At 30.5% G+C, this 18759-nt stretch carries 18 protein-coding genes and 1 pseudogene; 5 read left to right on the top strand and 14 right to left on the bottom strand.

Annotated features, from left to right (window positions below; translation table 11 throughout):
- The first annotated feature begins 7 nt into the window (after positions 1-7).
- Positions 8-1108, top strand: a complete 1101-nt coding sequence (locus GCU34_RS07835) for an ABC transporter permease (protein WP_072784469.1) — start codon at positions 8-10, stop codon at positions 1106-1108.
- A gap of 1 nt (position 1109) precedes the next feature.
- Positions 1110-2228, top strand: a complete 1119-nt coding sequence (locus GCU34_RS07830; protein ID WP_072784458.1) for an ABC transporter permease — start codon at positions 1110-1112, stop codon at positions 2226-2228.
- Between the two features lie 430 nt (positions 2229-2658).
- Here the strand turns inward: GCU34_RS07830 and GCU34_RS07825 are convergent.
- The 6 genes and pseudogenes from GCU34_RS07825 to GCU34_RS07805 form a co-directional block, all read right to left on the bottom strand.
- A pseudogene (locus tag GCU34_RS07825) lies at positions 2659-3616 on the bottom strand (sodium-dependent bicarbonate transport family permease).
- Entirely contained in the window at positions 3613-3747 is a 135-nt protein-coding gene (locus GCU34_RS13955; protein WP_262884241.1) for a Sua5 family C-terminal domain-containing protein, read from the bottom strand. Before GCU34_RS13955 ends, GCU34_RS07825 begins: the two are co-directional and overlap by 4 nt.
- A gap of 77 nt (positions 3748-3824) precedes the next feature.
- The gene (locus tag GCU34_RS07820) at positions 3825-4577 is read right to left on the bottom strand and encodes an L-threonylcarbamoyladenylate synthase (RefSeq protein WP_227658660.1); all 753 of its coding nucleotides are present in this window, start codon (positions 4575-4577) and stop codon (positions 3825-3827) included.
- Positions 4577-5413, bottom strand: a complete 837-nt coding sequence (locus GCU34_RS07815; RefSeq protein WP_072784444.1) for a DUF6671 family protein — start codon at positions 5411-5413, stop codon at positions 4577-4579. The genes GCU34_RS07820 and GCU34_RS07815 overlap by 1 nt, the downstream gene beginning before the upstream one ends.
- An 8-nt stretch (positions 5414-5421) precedes the next feature.
- Positions 5422-5697 (bottom strand): hypothetical protein, encoded by a 276-nt coding sequence (locus GCU34_RS07810; RefSeq protein ID WP_072784442.1) that lies wholly within the window; start codon positions 5695-5697, stop codon positions 5422-5424.
- Between the two features lie 117 nt (positions 5698-5814).
- Positions 5815-7251 carry an NADP-dependent isocitrate dehydrogenase gene (locus GCU34_RS07805; protein ID WP_072784440.1) on the bottom strand — a complete coding sequence of 479 codons (1437 nt, stop codon included), beginning with the start codon at positions 7249-7251 and terminating at the stop codon, positions 5815-5817.
- An 83-nt stretch (positions 7252-7334) separates the two neighbouring features.
- On the opposite strand from GCU34_RS07805, the gene GCU34_RS07800 reads away from it, so the two are divergent.
- Positions 7335-8258 carry a LysR family transcriptional regulator gene (locus GCU34_RS07800; RefSeq protein WP_072784438.1) on the top strand — a complete coding sequence of 308 codons (924 nt, stop codon included), beginning with the start codon at positions 7335-7337 and terminating at the stop codon, positions 8256-8258.
- A 56-nt stretch (positions 8259-8314) separates the two neighbouring features.
- Here GCU34_RS07800 and GCU34_RS07795 read toward each other — a convergent pair whose 3' ends face one another.
- Entirely contained in the window at positions 8315-8992 is a 678-nt protein-coding gene (locus GCU34_RS07795) for a YceI family protein (RefSeq protein ID WP_072784437.1), read from the bottom strand.
- Between the two features lie 302 nt (positions 8993-9294).
- On the opposite strand from GCU34_RS07795, the gene era reads away from it, so the two are divergent.
- Positions 9295-10182 carry a GTPase Era gene (gene era, locus GCU34_RS07790; RefSeq protein WP_072784435.1) on the top strand — a complete coding sequence of 296 codons (888 nt, stop codon included), beginning with the start codon at positions 9295-9297 and terminating at the stop codon, positions 10180-10182.
- 35 nt (positions 10183-10217) lie between these two features.
- Here the strand turns inward: era and GCU34_RS07785 are convergent, their stop codons facing one another.
- From GCU34_RS07785 to GCU34_RS07765, 6 genes are all read right to left on the bottom strand, one after another.
- Complete coding sequence (locus tag GCU34_RS07785) at positions 10218-10985, bottom strand: heme ABC transporter ATP-binding protein (RefSeq protein WP_072784434.1); 768 nt, start codon at positions 10983-10985, stop codon at positions 10218-10220.
- Between the two features lies 1 nt (position 10986).
- Complete coding sequence (locus GCU34_RS07780; protein ID WP_072784432.1) at positions 10987-12015, bottom strand: FecCD family ABC transporter permease; 1029 nt, start codon at positions 12013-12015, stop codon at positions 10987-10989.
- Positions 12015-12878, bottom strand: a complete 864-nt coding sequence (locus GCU34_RS07775; protein WP_072784430.1) for a heme/hemin ABC transporter substrate-binding protein — start codon at positions 12876-12878, stop codon at positions 12015-12017. Before GCU34_RS07775 ends, GCU34_RS07780 begins: the two co-directional genes overlap by 1 nt.
- 42 nt (positions 12879-12920) lie before the next feature.
- Entirely contained in the window at positions 12921-15107 is a 2187-nt protein-coding gene (locus GCU34_RS07770) for a TonB-dependent receptor (RefSeq protein ID WP_072784428.1), read from the bottom strand.
- Positions 15108-15383: 276 nt separating this feature from the next.
- Positions 15384-15509: a hypothetical protein gene (locus tag GCU34_RS14090; RefSeq protein ID WP_262884240.1), complete on the bottom strand. Its 126-nt coding sequence runs from the start codon at positions 15507-15509 to the stop codon at positions 15384-15386.
- Between the two features lie 239 nt (positions 15510-15748).
- Positions 15749-16243: a hypothetical protein gene (locus GCU34_RS07765; protein ID WP_084656949.1), complete on the bottom strand. Its 495-nt coding sequence runs from the start codon at positions 16241-16243 to the stop codon at positions 15749-15751.
- 264 nt (positions 16244-16507) lie between these two features.
- On the opposite strand from GCU34_RS07765, the gene der reads away from it, so the two are divergent.
- Positions 16508-17818 carry a ribosome biogenesis GTPase Der gene (gene der, locus GCU34_RS07760; protein ID WP_072784416.1) on the top strand — a complete coding sequence of 437 codons (1311 nt, stop codon included), beginning with the start codon at positions 16508-16510 and terminating at the stop codon, positions 17816-17818.
- A gap of 38 nt (positions 17819-17856) precedes the next feature.
- Here der and GCU34_RS07755 read toward each other — a convergent pair whose 3' ends face one another.
- Entirely contained in the window at positions 17857-18723 is an 867-nt protein-coding gene (locus GCU34_RS07755) for a DUF808 domain-containing protein (protein ID WP_072784414.1), read from the bottom strand.
- Positions 18724-18759: the final 36 nt, after the last annotated feature.

Below are 18759 nucleotides of genomic sequence, written 5' to 3'. Positions count from 1 at the left end.
AATAGTAATGAAGCGATTTAGAGGTTTTGTAAAAAAAGAATTCTTTCACATTTTTAGAGATAAACGTTCACTTTTTATTCTCTTCGGAATGCCTATTGCTCAAATTTTATTATTTGGATTTGCCATTACTAATGAAATTAATAATGTAGAAGTAGCCATTTTAGATTATGCGAAAGATTCAGAATCTGAAAAAATTATTGAAAAGTTAAAAGCTTCAGATTATTTCAATATTGAAAATGAAATAACAAACGAAAAAGCAATTGCCTCTGAATTTAAAAAAGGAAAAATAAAAGCCGTTTTACTATTTGAGAAAGATTTTACAAAAAAACTGCAAACCGAAAAAAAGGCAACTATTCAAGTAATAACAGATGCTACTGAACCTAATATTGCCAATACAATCGCTAATTATACACAATCAATTCTATTAAATTATCAAAATCAAAATTCTAGTGCAAACAATATTGGGATAAATATTCAAACCCGAATGTTGTACAACCCAGAATTAAAGAGTGTTTTCAATTTTGTTCCAGGCGTAATGACAGTTATTTTAATGCTGGTTTCTGCAATGATGACTTCAATTTCTATTACAAGAGAGAAAGAATTAGGTACAATGGAAGTTTTATTGGTTTCGCCTTTAAAACCATTTCAAGTAATTATTGGCAAGGTTTTTCCATATGTATTTTTATCAATAATTAATGCTATTGTAATTGTTAGTATGGGCTATTTTATTTTCGGAATGCCAATAAACGGAAGTCTCTTTTTATTAGCATTTGAAAGTATATTATTTATTGTTACCGCTCTTTCATTAGGTATTTTTATTTCTACGATTTCTAAAACGCAACAAACCGCCATGATGATTTCTTTAATGGGATTAATGCTTCCTGTTATCATTCTCTCAGGATTTATTTTTCCTATTGCCTCAATGCCTTTACCCATGCAAGTAATGAGTAACATTATTCCTGCAAAATGGTTCATCATTATAGTGAAATCGATTATGCTTAAAGGAGTTGGCTTACAATATATTGCCAAAGAAACCATGATTTTAGTAGTTATGACATCAGTTTTCATTGGTTTAAGTATAAAAAAATACAAAACAAGATTAGAGTAAAATGAGAATCATTCGTTATATCATACAAAAAGAATTCAAGCAAATTTTTAGAGATAAAGGTATGCTTCGATTAATTTTCATTTTGCCAATTTTTCAACTTTTGGTATTGTCAAATGCAGCTACATTCGATGTAAAAAACATTAAAGTTGCGATTGTAGATCATAGTCATTCCATGCAATCGAGAGCCTTAATCGAAAAATTTCAAACAAATTCATATTTTGCTGAAACGAAACTTTTAAACTCTTCAAATGAAGGAATTGAATACATAAATAAAGGAAAAACAGATGCAGTTATTGAAATTCCGAAACAATTTGAAAAACAGTTAACAAACGAAAACAAAACGTCAATTCAAGTTCTTATTAATGCAATTGACGGAGCAACAGCAGGAGTTCAAAATGTGTATATAGCTCAAATTGTGCAACAATACAATCAAAATATATTAGTTGAGAATCAATCACTTACTGGCAATAAAAATCTGAGTAGAATAGAAGTAATTCCTTCATTTTGGTACAACAATACTTTAAATTATAAAACGTTTATGGTTCCAGGTATTTTAGTGTTATTAGTTACCATGCTTACTTTATTCCTTTCTTCAATGAATATTGTTAGAGAGAAGGAATTAGGAACTTTAGAACAAATCAACGTTACACCAATAAAAAAACATCAATTCATAATTGGTAAATTATTTCCTTTTTGGGTATTAGGATTGGTTATTTTAACAATTGGGTTGTTAATTGCAAAATTAGTTTTTAACGTTCCTATGTTAGGAAATATATTTTTAGTGTATTTATTTACTGCAATTTATTTATTACTCATTTTAGGAATTGGTTTGTTTATTTCTAACCATACCGAAACACAACAGCAAGCTATGTTTATTGCTTGGTTTTTTATGGTGATTTTTATTCTAATGAGCGGTTTATTTACACCGATTGAAAGTATGCCTAAATGGGCTCAAAATATAACACTCTTTAATCCAATTCGTTATTTTGTTGAATTTATTCGAATGGTTCTCCTTAAAGGAGCAGGTTTACAAGAGGTTTTGATAAATTTATCAATAATTACTGCATTTGCTATTACTATAAATGGATTAGCAGTTTGGAGTTATAGAAAAACAAACTGATATAACATTTGTATTATAAACTTTTTTGTAAGAAAACCTTTCTATTTTGCTGATACAATATTTTACTTCTCTTTATTTATAAGGGTTAAAGAGGTAAAGGTGTGCAAAAGGTGCTAATTTTTAAAGAAAAAGAGCTACAAAAAGAGCTCTTTTTTTAAAAAAAACTAGCATAAAAGTGAGTCGTTTTTTTGAAATTAGAAATAAAAAACTATATTTGCACAAATAAAAGTAAACAAAAACGTAAACGTTTTTACTTTTTATAGTGGAAAATAAAATATTAGGTTATTGATTTTCAGGTTTTTAAAAATTAACAATTGATGAGTTTTAAACTCATAACCCGAAGGTCACTGGTTCGAGTCCAGTTCCCGCTACTAAGTAAGCCACTCAAAACTGAGTGGCTTTTTTTATATCATTACTAGTATAATTTAAATTACAAAATCAATTGAAAATATATTGGAATCCCTATGGTTATATTGATAGGAAAAGTAATTGCTATAGCCATAGGTATGTATAGTCCAGGATTTGCAGAAGGTACACTTATTTTCATAGCTGCAGGAACAGCTATGTATGATGCACTTGCAGCTAAAATTGAAAGTAATAACCTATCGCCTATTTCATTAAGAAAAAATTGACTTAAAACTGCCATTATACAACCATTTAGCAGTGGGAAAATAATTGCAAATAAAAATGTAAATCTTCCAAATTTTGTTAGATCTTTTAATTTTTTCCACTAGATATCCCCATATCCAATAAAAAAATTGCTAAAAATCCTTTAAAAATATCTGTTGTAAAAGGTTTAATACCCATCGCTTGTTGTTCGCTAGAGATAAAACCTATAATTAAACTACCTATTATTAACAAAACACTTCCATTTGTAACAGAATGCTTAAAGATCTTTAAAATAGAATAGTTTTCAATTGTTTTTTGTTGAGAAAACAAACGAATTAAAATGACACCTACAATAATTGCTGGAGCTTCCATAAGTGCCATAACAGCAACCATATGTCCGCTAAAAGAAATATTTTGTAACTCTAAAAATGAAATGGTCGTTACAAAGGTAACTGCACTCACAGAACCATAAGCGGCTGCAATGGCTCCCGAATTTTCAATAGAAAGTTTCCTTTTTAATAAGAAAAATGAGTAAATAGGTATTACTACAGCCGATAAAATTCCTAAAATAACACTCCAAACAATTTCCATATCAAACGTACTATGTGCTAGCTCTTGACCTCCTTTAAATCCTATGGAGAAAAGTAAATAAATCGATATAAATTTGGAAGAATTTTCAGGAATTCTCAAATCACTCTCAAGTCGAATGGCAATAAATCCCAAGATAAAAATAATAAAGCAGGATTTTTAAGGTTCTCAATTAATAAATCGATATTCATATATTTGAAGCTCTAGTTAAACGATCATTTATAGTAGTTCCTAATTGATTTTCAGGGAAATATTGAAATATAATTTCATCAAATTCTAGTTGATCTATTTCAAAAAGTGTTTTGTATAAATTACGAGCCACTTCATCTAAATCATGGGTTACAGAAAGATTAAAAAGGCTAACATAATTTGGAATTGTTTCTAAAAGTGTACCCGAGGTTAATAAAGCAATTTTTTATTTGGATTATTTTTGCAGTAATCTTTCCAATCCTCAACGGGAAGCAATTTTGTTTTGGGAGCATAATGTTTAGAAAACATTCCCGGTACAAGTATTATTTCAGTAGCTTTATTAAAAACAGTTACTTTGCCTACTACTTTTTCAATTAATTCAATAGATAAGGCACCCAGTCTATAAATAACAGGTTCGCCTTTATCAAATCCTATAATGGTTGATTCTAAACCTTTTTCGCAGGCTCCACCTTCTAAAGCATAAGCTAAAGGTTTTCCTTTAAAATATTCAATAATATGATCGGTAGAAGTTGCACTTGTTCTATTTGATGGGTTGGCACTCGGTGCAGCAAGTGGAAAATCAAGTTCATGCAACAGTTCTAAAAGTATTTTTTTTGCAGGCACTCTTAAACCTACTGTGTCTTTTCCTGACGTTATGTGAGATGGTATTTGTGCTGATTTTTCCAATACTAGGGTTAAGGGGCCAGGCCAAAAAGTTTGAGCTAAAATTTTTGCTTTTACAGGAATATTTACGGCATATTTAGACAATTCCTTATCCGATTTTAAATGAACAATTAAAGGATTGTTTTTGGGTCTATTTTTTAGTGTATAAATTTTTTCAACGGCTTTTTCGTTGTAAATGTTAGCAGCTAAACCATATACAGTTTCTGTAGGAATAGCTACAACTTCTCCTTTTCTAAGCCAGTAAGCAGCTTCTTCTATATCGTTACCAATTCTCATCATTATGGGTTACAAGTATTACAATACATAGGGTCTTCAAATTTTTTATCGTGTGGATATTTTTTTTCCAATTTAAAACTACATTTTTTACACTCGTATAAATGCATTAATGTACTCTCAGTAGGAGAGGAGCACCATTTGCAAGGCAACCCCGAAAGCACTTCAACAACATCAAAACCTGGAAAATTACAATTTGGACAAAGCGATTTGCATTTTGTAATTAAATGCTTTGTAGCCTCTTCAATTACGAGCATTCTACTAGGGTTATATTGGGCTCGCATATCGGTTTCAGCAATAATTTTTGTACCTTTTAGTTGTAAAAAATCAAATTTATCCTTCAGGGTTTTGGTATCGGTAATGCCTTTAAAACAATATTTAAAATTTGTATAATCCGATTTTAAAATAATAGCATGAGAGGGAAATTGTACTGCTTCTGCAAAAGTTAGCAACGAATTAAAGTCATCTATCTCTTTTGTAGAAAAATTAGTAGTAGTGCTCAAAACTTTCGCTACAATTTCAATGTCGTTTTTAAAATCTTTAAGCATAACAAATTCCTCATTGGCAGCAGTAAAAAAATAAAAAGGATGAGCGCCAAAAGAACCTTCCGAAGCTAAAATCAAATCAACCTGACTCTTTCTCATAGCAATCAAACACTTCGCTCTTAAAGTTTCTATGGCGCTTCCTTTTCGCTCAACTTCTCCAGTAAAAGTTCCTAATGTATCGGTATTGAATGCAGTATTTTTTACAACCTTAACACCAAGTGCGCGCTCAACAAGCGGTTGCATAACTTTTTCTTTACCGTGAATTGTTGCAATTAGTAACGTTCTACCTTTAAACATCTCAATTTTTAATCAATTATTTCTAAAAATATTTCCCCATTAATTTTAACCTTACGTTCTAGATTTTCAGAAGAAGTCAAAATTTCGCGAATTCTATTTTTATCTTCTGTCAATTCTATAATTCTATTTTTTGAATGGGTTACATCACCCTGGTTACGTTCTTCTTTACTAAAAACATCCCTTTGGTGAAAAGTTATTTTATTAGAATATAATTCCATTAAAATATATAAAGCCTCTTTAACAGAAAAAGTACCGTTTAAGAGATTAAAACTACCTTTTTTCATAACACTTCTTTTTAGAGATTAACAATAATAATAAAAGAATTAAAATGATTAATCCAGATAAGATCAATTGTTCCATTATAATAGGCATCATTCAGTACTTTTAAATTTAACCAACTCTTATTGTCCTTGTCCCATTGAAAAAGCTTTCACACCATCAAACTGATATAAATTTTCAGTTTTGATAACATCGATACCAAAATCTATCGCACCAGTTAGCAGTTTTACAACCGTCAAAGAAGTTATTGGAGAACCATCCTGAGTTTGAAATCTACATCTCCAGTGGTCAGTACAAAACGTTTCGTCAAATCCATTGGGCCAAACTTTTACACCTCTGTTAGTAATCATCACAAGTTTTAAGTTTTCTTGTTCTATTTTTTGTAAAATTGTTGCCAAAGTATCCGCATTGTATCCGTCCCAATGAACAAACAAATCAACTCCTAATAAATCTTTTTGTAAACGTTTCTTTCTTTCATATTTAGGAAGTTGAATAAGGCTTTGTTTAGGAGAAAGAACAGGCTTTAATTGTTGAGGTACTTCACCTAAATTTGCAATAACAGCAGCAGCAAATTCTTTCGTGCCCACAAGTTTTGTACTCGTAGTTTCATCATAAATATCGGCAGTGTGAATTCCATCTTCTATTGTCTTTAACCAAGCATTTTGAATTTTTGTAGCTTCAGTTACAAATCCCAAATGGTTTAACATTGAGACAGCGGCTTGTAATAAACCAGAAGGATTAGCAATGTTTTTGCCTGCTATATCTGGAGCCGAACCGTGAATAGCTTCAAACATGGCACATTCGTTTCCTATATTTACAGAACCTGCAAGCCCAACAGAACCCGCAATTTGAGCCGCTACATCCGATATAATATCACCATATAAGTTTGAGGTTACAATAACATCAAATTTTTCTGGATGATCGGCTAAATAGGCCGTACCAATATCAATTATCATATGATTTGATTCTATCTCAGGATATTCAACTGCAATTTCTTTGAACACTTTGTGAAACAAACCATCAGTTTGCTTCATAATGTTGTCTTTGCTAAAACAAGTCACTTTTTTGCGTCCATAATTTTTAGCATATTCAAAAGCATAGCGAATAATCTTCTCACAACCTGGTCGGCTAATTAACTTTAAACATTGAACAACTTCATCAGTTTGTTGGTGTTCTATACCAGCATATAAATCTTCTTCATTTTCACGAACAATAACTACATCTAGAGTTGGAAATTTAGTTTTTACAAATGGATGAAGGGCAACACATGGGCGAATGTTGGCATACAATCCTAAAGCTTTTCTCATGGTTACATTTAAGCTTTTATAACCGCCACCTTGCGGAGTAGTAATGGGTGCTTTTAACAACACTTTATTTTTTCTAATAATGTCCCATGAAGCATCAGAAATACCAGAACTATTTCCTGATAAATACACTTTTTCACCAATTTCAATTTCTTCAAAATCGATACTAGCGTTTGTCGATTTAATAATTCTAAGAACTGCTTCCATTATTTCAGGACCAATTCCATCCCCTTTTGCAATAGTTACTTTTTTCATTGTGATTTATTTTTTTACAAATATCCAATCAAATAATCATATATTTTTATTTATATTTTATATTTTTATCATAAAAATATTTTATGAATTATACGTTGCATCAGCTAAGCATCTTTTTAAAAATTGTAGAAACTAAGAATATAACAAAGGCAGCTGAAGAGTTAAACTTAACGCAGCCTGCAGTTTCAATTCAATTAAAAAACTTTCAAGATCAGTTTGAAATTCCATTAACTGAAATAATTGGAAAGCAATTATTTATAACCGATTTCGGAAATGATATTGCTTCCATTGCTAAAGAAATTTTCGAAAAAACAGAAGACATAAAAAACAAAACCAATTCTTATAAAGGATTAATTACTGGTAAATTAAAAATTGCCTCAGTGTCTACAGGAAAATACGTAATCCCCTATTTTCTAAGTAAATTCATTACTGAAAACCCAGGTATAGAGCTAATTTTAGATGTAACAAACAAGTCAAAAGTAATTGATAGTGTAGAAAAGAATGAAGTTGATTTTGGTTTTGTATCAATTATTCCGGACAAGCCAATGGTATTTAATGAAGAACTTTTACTGAATAAAATTTTTCTTGTATGTAATGATGATATGTACAAAAATTTAAGAAATCTAAAATTAAAAGATTTAGAAAATTTACCCGTTATTTTTAGAGAAGAAGGCTCAGGTACAAGATTTAAAATGGAACGCTTTTTTGATGTTAATAAAATTAAAATAAATAAACGACTAGAACTCACTTCAAACGAAGCTGTTAAACAAGCAGTTATTGCAGGTTTAGGAATTTCGTTAATGCCGCTAATTGGTATTAAAAATGAAATGCTTAACGGAGATTTAAAAATTATCAATTTAAAAGAATTACCCCTTAACACAAATTGGAACCTAATTTGGAACAGCCAAAAATCGTTAGCTCCAGTAGCAAAAGCATTTTTAGAGCATTTAAAAGAAAATAAATCTTTAATTATTAAATCAAATTTTCAATGGTTCAATGATTTTTAATTAAAAAAAGGTGCCGAAAGGCACCTTTTTAAGTAAGAAAAAGTTGTTTTAAAAACTTATTTTGTTGCTTTTACATCAACACTAATTTCGATATCTTTACTAATCATCCATTCAGCTGGATCTGCTTCAGTAGTACCAAATTTGATTCCCCACTCAGCACGATTTACAGTAAAATCAGCAAGAATAGTTACTGTGTTATCAACTACATCAATTTTAGCTGGAAAAGAAACATTTAAGGTATTTCCTAATAATGTTAAATTACCACTTAACATTTTGTTTGCATCTTTTACACCTTCACCTTCTGCTAAAGGCGCAGCTAAATCTTCAACTTTAGTAATTTTAAATTCAGCAGTTTTGTTGTTTTCAACGTCAAAGAAATCAGCATTTTTTAAGTGTGCTTCAAGATCAGTAGCTTTTTTTCCTTCTTCAGTTACAGAAGCTGGATCAACTTTTAACGATTGCATATCAATTACAAAACTACCTGCATTAACGGCATCACCTAACACCGAAATTTCTCCATTTTGGATACTTAAAGTACCCCAACGTGGTGCAAAACCACCTTTGTGAAATGCTTTCCATTTTACAACTGAAGCAGTTGTATCTACTGCAAATACATTTTCTGTAGTTGCGGCAACTTCTTGTTCTGCTGATGTTGTAGTTTCAGTAGATTTACCACCACATGATGCCAAAATTAAACCAGCTGCTACTAAAGCGAATAAACCATTTTTTTTCATAGTCCTAATATTAATTATTTTTTAAGTTTTATGATTGCAAATTACGGAATTTGAGTTTAATTAAAAAGTTAATCTAGGTTAAGAAATTTAAAAACAACTATTTTACTGAGCTTCAAATTAAAATTACATTACATGATACTCTACTTCTAATTTTAGCATTGTTGTAATATTTGAACTACCTTTGCATTATAAATTATAGATTATGAATCACAAAGCAGGTTTTGTTAATATTATAGATTTGATATTAAGAGGAGAATGTCCAGTGGACATTCGGCTTAAAATGTTAACCTTAAAAACTAAAAATCATGCATAAGGCAGGCTTCGTAAATATTATTGGCAATCCTAACGTAGGAAAGTCAACCCTGATGAACGCATTAGTGGGCGAACGATTGTCTATTATTACTAGTAAAGCACAAACAACTCGTCATAGAATTCTTGGAATTGTAAACGGAGACGATTTTCAAATTGTGTTTTCCGACACTCCAGGAATTATAAAACCCGCTTATGAGTTACAAAGTTCCATGATGGATTTTGTAAAGAATGCTTTTGAGGATGCTGATGTTTTAATTTATATGGTTGAAATAGGAGAGAAGGAGTTAAAAGATGAAGCATTTTTTAAGCGTATTATTCATGCTAATATTCCAGTTTTATTATTATTAAATAAGATTGATAAATCGAATCAAGAGCATTTAGAAGAGCACGTTAATTTATGGAAAGAAAAAGTGCCAAATGCAGAAATTATTCCTATTTCGGCTTTAGAAAAATTCAATGTACAAACCGTTTTTGATAGAATTATCGATTTATTACCAGAATCGCCACCGTTTTATCCGAAAGATGCTTTAACAGACAAACCAGAGCGTTTCTTTGTAAATGAAATTATTCGTGAAAAAATATTATTAAACTACGATAAAGAAATTCCTTATGCCGTAGAAATTGAAACGGAAGAATTTAAGGAAGATGATGATATTATCCGAATTCGTGCCGTAATTATGGTAGAGCGTGATACTCAAAAAGGAATCATAATTGGTCACAAAGGTGCAGCTATTAAAAAAGTAGGAATTCAAGCAAGAGAAGATTTAGAGAAATTCTTTGGAAAACAAATCTTTTTAGAAACTTACGTGAAAGTAAATAAAGATTGGCGTACCAATGAAAGACAGTTAAAACGTTTTGGTTACAATCAAAAAAAATAAAAATAAAGCCTGATAAATTTATCAGGCTTTATTTTTTAAAAATGAATGAAGATTTCGTTTTCTACTGTATGGATTTTTGCTTCCATTTTAAAAGCTTCCAATATATTTTCTTTAGTCAAGACTTCGGTTTTATTTCCAGATGCAATTACTTTTCCTTGGCTAAGCAACATAATTTTATCGGCAAATTTTGCAGTTAAATTCAAATCGTGTAAAACGCCAATAATTACAATATTATTTTCTTTTGCCAATTCTTGCATTTTGTACATAAAACTATATTGAAAATGCACATCTAGAAATGTCAGAGGTTCATCTAAAATTAAATAGCGTGTTTTATTTTCTTCGGAAAACCAAATTTGAGCCAAAACTCGAGCAAAATGAACGCGTTGCATTTCGCCTCCACTTAAAGTCAAGTAATTTCTATCTATAAAATTTTCCAATTCAAAAAACTGAATAGCTTCGTTACAAGCTCGTTTATCTTTTTCCGATGGATAATTATTAAAATGCGGATATCTTCCCATCATTACGATATCACGAACGGTTAATGGAAAGTTCAACTTACTATTTTGAGATAAAACAGCTCTTACTTTTGCTAATTCCGAAATAGATAAAACTTCAGTATCATAATCCACTGTTCCTTTTTGGTTCAACTTCAACTGACCGCAAATTGCTTTTATAAAAGTTGATTTACCGGCGCCATTTGGACCAATAATTAACGATATTTTTCCAGCTTCAAATGCTTCCGAAACATTTTCTAGAATTACTTTATTGGCAATACCAACAGATAAATTTTTAGTTGTAAGCATATTAAAAAAAGTAATTAGATTTTCGCAATAAAATAATAAATACTGGAACTCCTACAAATGAAGTTACAATTCCGATTGGCAATTCAGCCGGACTTAATAATAGTCGTGCAACCAAATCGGCAAAGCAAAGAAAAATAGCACCAAATAAGGAACCGAAAATAATAAGTTTTCGAATATCGGAACCACTTATCATTCGTATAATGTGAGGAACAATTAATCCCACAAAACCAATAACTCCAACAAATGATGTAGCTACCGAAACCATAATAACATTAATGATTAAAACTTGATATTTTAATGAATTCACGTTGATTCCTAAATAGCTAGCTTCATCGTTTCCAAGAATTAAAGTATTCAATTTCTTTCCTAAAAAATAGGATAAAATTAAACCTGAAACAGAAAAAACAGCCACCATTTGAACTGCTTGCCAATTAGCTCCTGAAAGTGTTCCTAAATTCCAAAATGTAATAGAACGTGCTTGTGGATCACGAGCTATATAAGACAGAAATCCAATTCCACTTAAAAACAATGCATTTACAGCAACTCCAATTAATAACAAAACTGTTACCGAGTTGTTGTTTCCGTTAATTTTAGATAACGAAAAAACCAAAAATGTTCCAATTATTCCACCGATACAAGCAATTAATGGTAACGAAATATTGTTAGTTGCAAAAGCAAAAGTATTTCCCAATACAATAAAAAATGAAGCGCCAAAAGCTGCTCCACTTGAAGTTCCTATTAAGCCAGGTTCTACGATTGGATTTCTAAATAGTGCTTGAACCAAAATTCCTCCTACTGCTAATGTAGCACCAACTAAAACACTTAGAACTGATCTTGGTAATCTTATATCAATAAAAATTCGTTCGTTCAAGGTTGTAAATTCATTTCCATAAAAGAAATTAGAAAACGAGGATAAAATCTCATCAAGTGAAATTTTAACTGCTCCCAATCCTATGGATAATAAGAAAACCACAACTAGCAATAATAGTAGCGTAATCAATAAAAAGCTATCTCGTTTTGTAAAAAACATTATTGATGAATTAATTTTTGAATAAGTTGAATGTTTTGACCTGTTCTTGGACCTAAATACACCAAATCATGTTCTTCTATTCTGTAAATTTTCTTGTCTTTGTATGCTTTTGTACTTGAAACTCCAGGAAGTTCTCCTATTTTTTCATAAGAACCAGCCAGTTTATCATAACCAAAATCGGTAATTAAAATCACATCAGGGTTTGCAGCTGCTACAAGTTCAGGAGAAAGATGTTTCATTCCTTTTTCTTCATCAATAGCAATTTCGCCACCAGCCCATTCTAACATTTTACCACCAGTACTATTTTTAGTCATTACTAAATACACATTTGAAGCTTGTCCGTAATGAATTACTAATACTCTAGGTTTTTTTGTAAAAGAATTTGTTTTTTCAATAGCTGCATCAAATTCTTTTTTCAACTTAACACAAAGAGAATCAGCCGCTTTTTCTCTTTTAAAATAACGACCCATTTCATGAATTAGAGAATCGGCTCCTGCAATGGTTTGTTCATACTTACCAAATTGCTTCATCGGAACTTTCAACTTCTTTAATTGATCAACCACAGTTTCCGGACCAATATTATCATCTTCAATTATAATAGTTGGTTTGTTAGCTAAAATAGCTTCCAAACTCAATGCTCTATGATAACCAACTGCTGGTAATTCTTTTAATTCAGCCGGATAAGTACTCGATACATCTACAGCAACTAAATCTTTTTGAGCGCCTAATGCACAAATAATTTCATTATATTGCTTTGCAATACAAACAATTCTTGTAGTAGCTTCTTGCTTTTTGTCTTCCTTAGAAAACCTTTCGCAACTCGAAACAACAAGCAACAATACTAAATATTTTATAGTTTTCATATTATCAAAATAAAGAGCGGCATAAAACCGCTCTTTTATTAATTAGAATGTATATTTTAAATTTAATCCGCCAAAGAAAGTTGCATTATAAGGTGCTGGTATATAAGCATCTGGTAACTGGTTAGAGAATACCATTTGGTAATATTGCGTATTAGTAATATTGTTTACACCAAATGTAGCATCTAATGATAAGTGGTTTGTAATATTTCTTTGGTAACCTAATTTAGCATTTAACAAACTATAACTAGCTGTTTCATAATGAACTTTTGTATATGGATCAGTAGCGTTTGATTCTGGAACATAACTGTAGAACATAGCATCTCTATAATTATAAGTTACATTTCCATATAAACCATATTTAATAGCAAAATCAACACCAGCATTAAAAACTACTGGAGGTGTTCCTAAAACTTTTTCATTTGAAAAATCAAAAGAAGTATTATAAGCTCTTTGATAGATGTAGTCTTTGTATTTAAAATCTGAATAAGTAACATTTGCAAACGGACTTACACTTTTAAAGAATCCATTTTCAGCAGTAATTAATTCATATTTTACAGAAGCTTCTATTCCTTTATGAACTTGTTCTCCAGCATTTACAACATAAGAATATAAAGTTGCTGTATTAGTAGCATCTGGCACAGCTACTGAAGTCATTTTGTCTTTGAAATTTGTTTGGAAAACTGCTAATTCGTAAGTCAATTTGTTGTGTAATAAATTACCTTTCGAACCAATTTCAAATTGAGTTCCAACCTCTGCTTTTAAATCTTTATTTACTTCTCCTGTGTAAGGAATGTAAAAATAAGAACTCACTGGAGCTTTGTAACCTTTGTTAAATGAAGCATATACAGAAACAGCTTTATTGAAAACTTTATTAATTGCAAACTTAGGCGATATCATATCTTTATAAGACGCAGTTAAAGTACTTGGACTCATTCTGTCTTGCGATTCAATTCCCATATAACTGCTTCCAACTCCTGCAGTAACAGAAAAATCATAAGGCATATTTAATGTCCATTCTGTAAACAAATGATTCGTTTTTGAAATAGAATATCTGTTACTTCTTTGTGTACCAATAATATTATAACCGTCAGGATCTGCTGTATTAGTTGTCATGGCATAACTAATAGCTTGTGAGTTTTGTTGTTGCATTTCAGTTCCAGTAATTCCAGAAAGTTTAAAAGCAGTTCCTAAGTCAAAATTTAAATTGAAAGCAGTTCTAAACCCATAATTTAATGCCGATTTATCTGTCCAACCACCAGCAGAACTTACGTCGCTTGTTACACTTGAACCAAAAACAGAGAATGAATTTCCAATGTTTTTAGTAAATTGATAATCGTGGTTTAAACCACCTCTAAAGCTTACTACATGCGAATGTGCGTCGTTTTTTATGTAATTTGGATTGCCAGAATAATCAAAATCTTCGTATTGTTCTCTTGTTAACTCACCATTTCTTTCATCATAACTATCACTATATCCTAAATAAGCATTAACTTTTTGTTTTTCGCTAATAGTAGTAGTGCCAAAAATGTTTACAAAATCTTTGCTTGAAGCAGTATGTTTCATAAAACCATCATATTTTTGGTTTCCGTAATTTACTAACAAAGCGCCATTTTTTCCTCCAATTTGAGCTTGAGTAGTTAATCTTTTTAATCCATAACTACCAAATAAAGTATTTTGAGCTAGTGAGAATTTGTTTAACTCTGGCTGGATTGTTTTTAAGTTTACAACACCAGCAATAGCTAAACCATATAATGAACCTGACGGTCCTTTTACAACTTCTACATTTCCAATTGATGAAAAATCTAAATCATCCATTAACGTAATACCTTCTGCATCTGTTACTGGAATATTGTTTAAATATACTTTTGTTCCTTGAGTGTCAAAGTTACTATTGGTACCATTTGTACCTCTAACTCCGTTACCATATCCACGAATGTTAAATTGTTGACCAGCAGAAACTGTTCTTCTTTGCATATTTACTCCTGGAACATTTGTATTGATAGCATCATCTAAGAACAAACCAGTACTTCTATTCAACTCTTTTTCTCCAAGTTTAGAAATAGATTGTGGCTGACTTAGAATAGTTTTATTTGTATTTGAAGTGGCAGTTACTTCAACTTCTTTTAAATAGTTTACTTTAGTAACCGTGTCGTTTTTTATTTCTTGACTATAACTCACAGCCGAACTAACGATAGCTCCAAGAACTACCATTTTATTGAATAAATTCATTTTATTTTTTATTTAGATTAATAATAGCAACTATAGGGTGAACTGAAAAGTACACCTAAGTATAAAATTGAAATTATTAAACTAATTCGGGAGGAGGAACTATAATTGAAAGGTAAATTTCTTTTATATGAATAAAGCTAAATGGCATCTTTTTTAAAGATTCATTTTTTGTAGATTTTGAAATAAAATACTTAGTTTGTTCTAAACAAGCAATTTTGGTTTTGAAAATACTTTTACTTTTAGAAGACTGATTTTTCTTCTGAATATTTTTAATTTTTAAAGCAAAGTTTTTCTCTTTTTGTCTTTATATAATTTTAGTTTTATAAAATCACCTACAAAAGTTTCTTCTAAGATGTCATAAAGTTCTTCATCCATAACAATTTCATGATCAGCAATTTTCATTGCGAAATAATCTTTTTAGAAATTGTTTTTGTTACAACTAAATGAGGATTTTTATTAGATTCCGCAATTTTTTTAAAAATTTTATGCGAAACCGTAGCAAAATAAAACATGCCCACTGTTTGAAGTAGTATAAATACAATTAAAAAGAATATGGTGTATTTTTTTATCAAAATTGAGGCTTGTTATATAACCTCCAAATGTATTAAATAAAATTCTTAAAAAAGAAATATTTTTTTTCTCTAACTTAAAATTCTATCCATTAAATCCTCAAGTTCATGCATTTGCGGAATTCCTTTTCTTCTCATTGTTCTCGCAATGTAATATAATGCTGCCCAGCAACCAATCATAAGTGTCATTATCACAATATCAAATCCAAAATTTTGTTCTAATGTCCATTTAGAATAAGCAATCATTAAAAAAATGATAAAGACACCCGCAACAATAAAATGTAAAAACATAAACATTGTCCATAAAACAGGATCAGGACCAAATAACCCATTAACAGCAGTATTTCCATCTTCCATTTTGTCGAGTTCAACATGTAAATGCGGTGAATGCTTTTCTCTTCTTCGAGCTCCAATATTTAACCAAATATGGTTTTCCATGTATTTAATATGAAAATCGGGAGCCACTTCATCTTTCAAAGCATCACAAGTTTTTATAATGTCTTCAACACTTTTCGTACTAGTTTTATAAAAACGTAATCTTAATTGAAGTTCTTTTTCGGGTTGCATGTAAATAGATTTAAGACTAAAATACTAAATTTTTTAAATTGTTGGCATTTCCCTCAAAATATTTCGGGTCGCGCTTTCGCTAATACATGGTATTTGGCTCAATCGCTAATGCGAATTGAAACAAAAAGTGAAAAGTAAAAAGTGAAAAACCTAACAAATTAACGCATAAACAACTCCATAACTTAACTAATAACCTAAAACTCATAATTCAAAATTCATAATTTAAAATTTTAAAAGTATCTTTGCAGACTCAAAAATAACAAGATGAACAATATTGTAGCCATAGTAGGAAGACCTAATGTTGGAAAATCAACTTTTTTTAACCGATTAATTAAGCGTCGCGATGCCATTGTAGACTCGGTAAGTGGTGTTACAAGAGATCGTAATTATGGAAAAAGTGAATGGAATGGAAAAGAGTTTTCAGTAATTGATACTGGTGGATATATCGTAGGTTCTGATGATGTTTTTGAAGGAGAAATCCGCCGTCAAGTAGAATTAGCTATTGACGAAGCAGATGCTATTTTATTTGTTGTAGATGTTGAAGAAGGTATTACACCAATGGATGATACTGTTGCAAAATTATTGCGTAAAGTTACCAAACCTGTTATTTTGGTAGTTAACAAAGTTGATAATGCTATGCGTGCAGCAGATGCGGTAGAATTTTATTCTTTAGGTTTAGGAGAATATTTTACAATTTCTGGAATGAACGGAAGTGGAACAGGTGAACTTTTAGATAAATTAGTTGAGGTTTTACCAGAAATGCCTGAAGTTGAAGAAGAAGAAAATCCGTTACCAAGATTTACAGTGGTAGGAAGACCAAATGCAGGTAAGTCTTCTTTTATTAACGCTTTAATTGGAGAAGATCGTTTTGTAGTAACTGATATTGCAGGAACAACTCGCGATGCTATCGATACAACTTATAACCGTTTTGGTTTCGAATTCAAATTAGTAGATACAGCAGGAATTCGTAGAAAAGCAAAAGTAAAAGAAGATTTAGAATTCTATTCGGTAATGCGATCGGTTCGTGCTATTGAACATTCTGATGTTTGTATCTTAATGATTGATGCAACAAGAGGATTTGAAAGTCAAGATCAAAATATATTTTGGTTGGCACAAAAGAATCGTAAAGGTGTTGTTATTTTAGTAAACAAATGGGATTTAGTAGATAAAGACACCAATAGTGCAAAAGAATATGAAGCAATAATTAGAAAAGAAATAGAACCTTTTACTGATGTGCCTATTATTTTCGTTTCTGCTTTAACAAAACAACGTTTATTAAAAGCTTTAGAAATGGCAGTTGAAGTCTACGAAAATAGAAAGCAACGTATTGCTACTTCTAAGTTCAATGAAACAATGTTGCCTATTATAGAACACACTCCGCCGCCAGCAATTAAAGGAAAATATATTAAAATTAAATATTGTATGCAATTGCCAACACCAACACCTCAGTTTGTGTTTTTTGCTAACTTGCCTCAGTATGTTAAAGATCCGTATAAAAGATTTATTGAAAATAAATTACGTGATATTTATAATTTTTCGGGGGTACCAATTGATATTTATTTCAGACAGAAGTAATAAAAAAAGCTCGAGATTTTTCGAGCTTTTTTTATAATTTATTTTTTTGCTAATTGAATTGTCTTTTTTGTGAGACTAATAATTAAGAAAGCTAATGTTCCTATGGTTAATCCTAAAATTACTTCTTTTAATGTAGCAGGAATTTGCGGTAAAAAATGATGAAAATAATCAATATTATGAGCAAAAATTCCACCTGCAACTAGTATTAAAGCAATAGTTCCTATAAAACCTAAAAACTTAATGACATAAGGTAAAGCTTTAACCAAAGTGTTACCTAAAGAAGTTAGAAAACCTGTGTTGTTTGATTGTTTGATTAATTTAAAACCAAAATCATCCATTCTTACAATTAGTGCTACAATTCCGTAAACACCAATAGTAGCTAAGAAAGCAACCACAGAAACTGTTATAATTTGAACATTTAAACTTTGGTCTAAAACTGTTCCTAAAGCTATGATTACAATTTCTACCGATAATATAAAATCAGTTGTAATTGCCGATTTAATTTTTGCCTTCTCTTCGTCTTCAGCATTTGTAGTTTCCACTAATACTGTTGTTTCTTCCTCTTTATTTCTATGAAAAAGAAATTCGATAATTTTTTCAGCACCTTCATAAGCCAAGAAAATTCCGCCAAAAATTAAAATAAATTTAATTGCAATTGGGAAATAAGCATTTAGTGTTAGAGCTAAAGGAACTATTATAATTTTGTTTAAAAAAGAACCTTTTGTAATTGCCCATAATACAGGAATTTCTCTTGATGCTAAAAATCCAGTTGCTTTTTCAGCATTTACTGCCAAATCATCACCTAATATTCCCGCTGTCTTTTGTGTTGCAATTTTACTTGCCGAAGCAACATCATCCATTAAAGAAGCAATGTCATCTAATACGGCAAAAAATCCTGAAGCCATTTAATTTTGTTTATTGATAATTGATAATTGATAATT

It is taken from the genome of Flavobacterium haoranii (genome assembly GCF_009363055.1).
Lineage (GTDB): Bacteria > Bacteroidota > Bacteroidia > Flavobacteriales > Flavobacteriaceae > Flavobacterium > Flavobacterium haoranii.
This window is presented reverse-complemented; position numbering and strand designations above follow the sequence as displayed.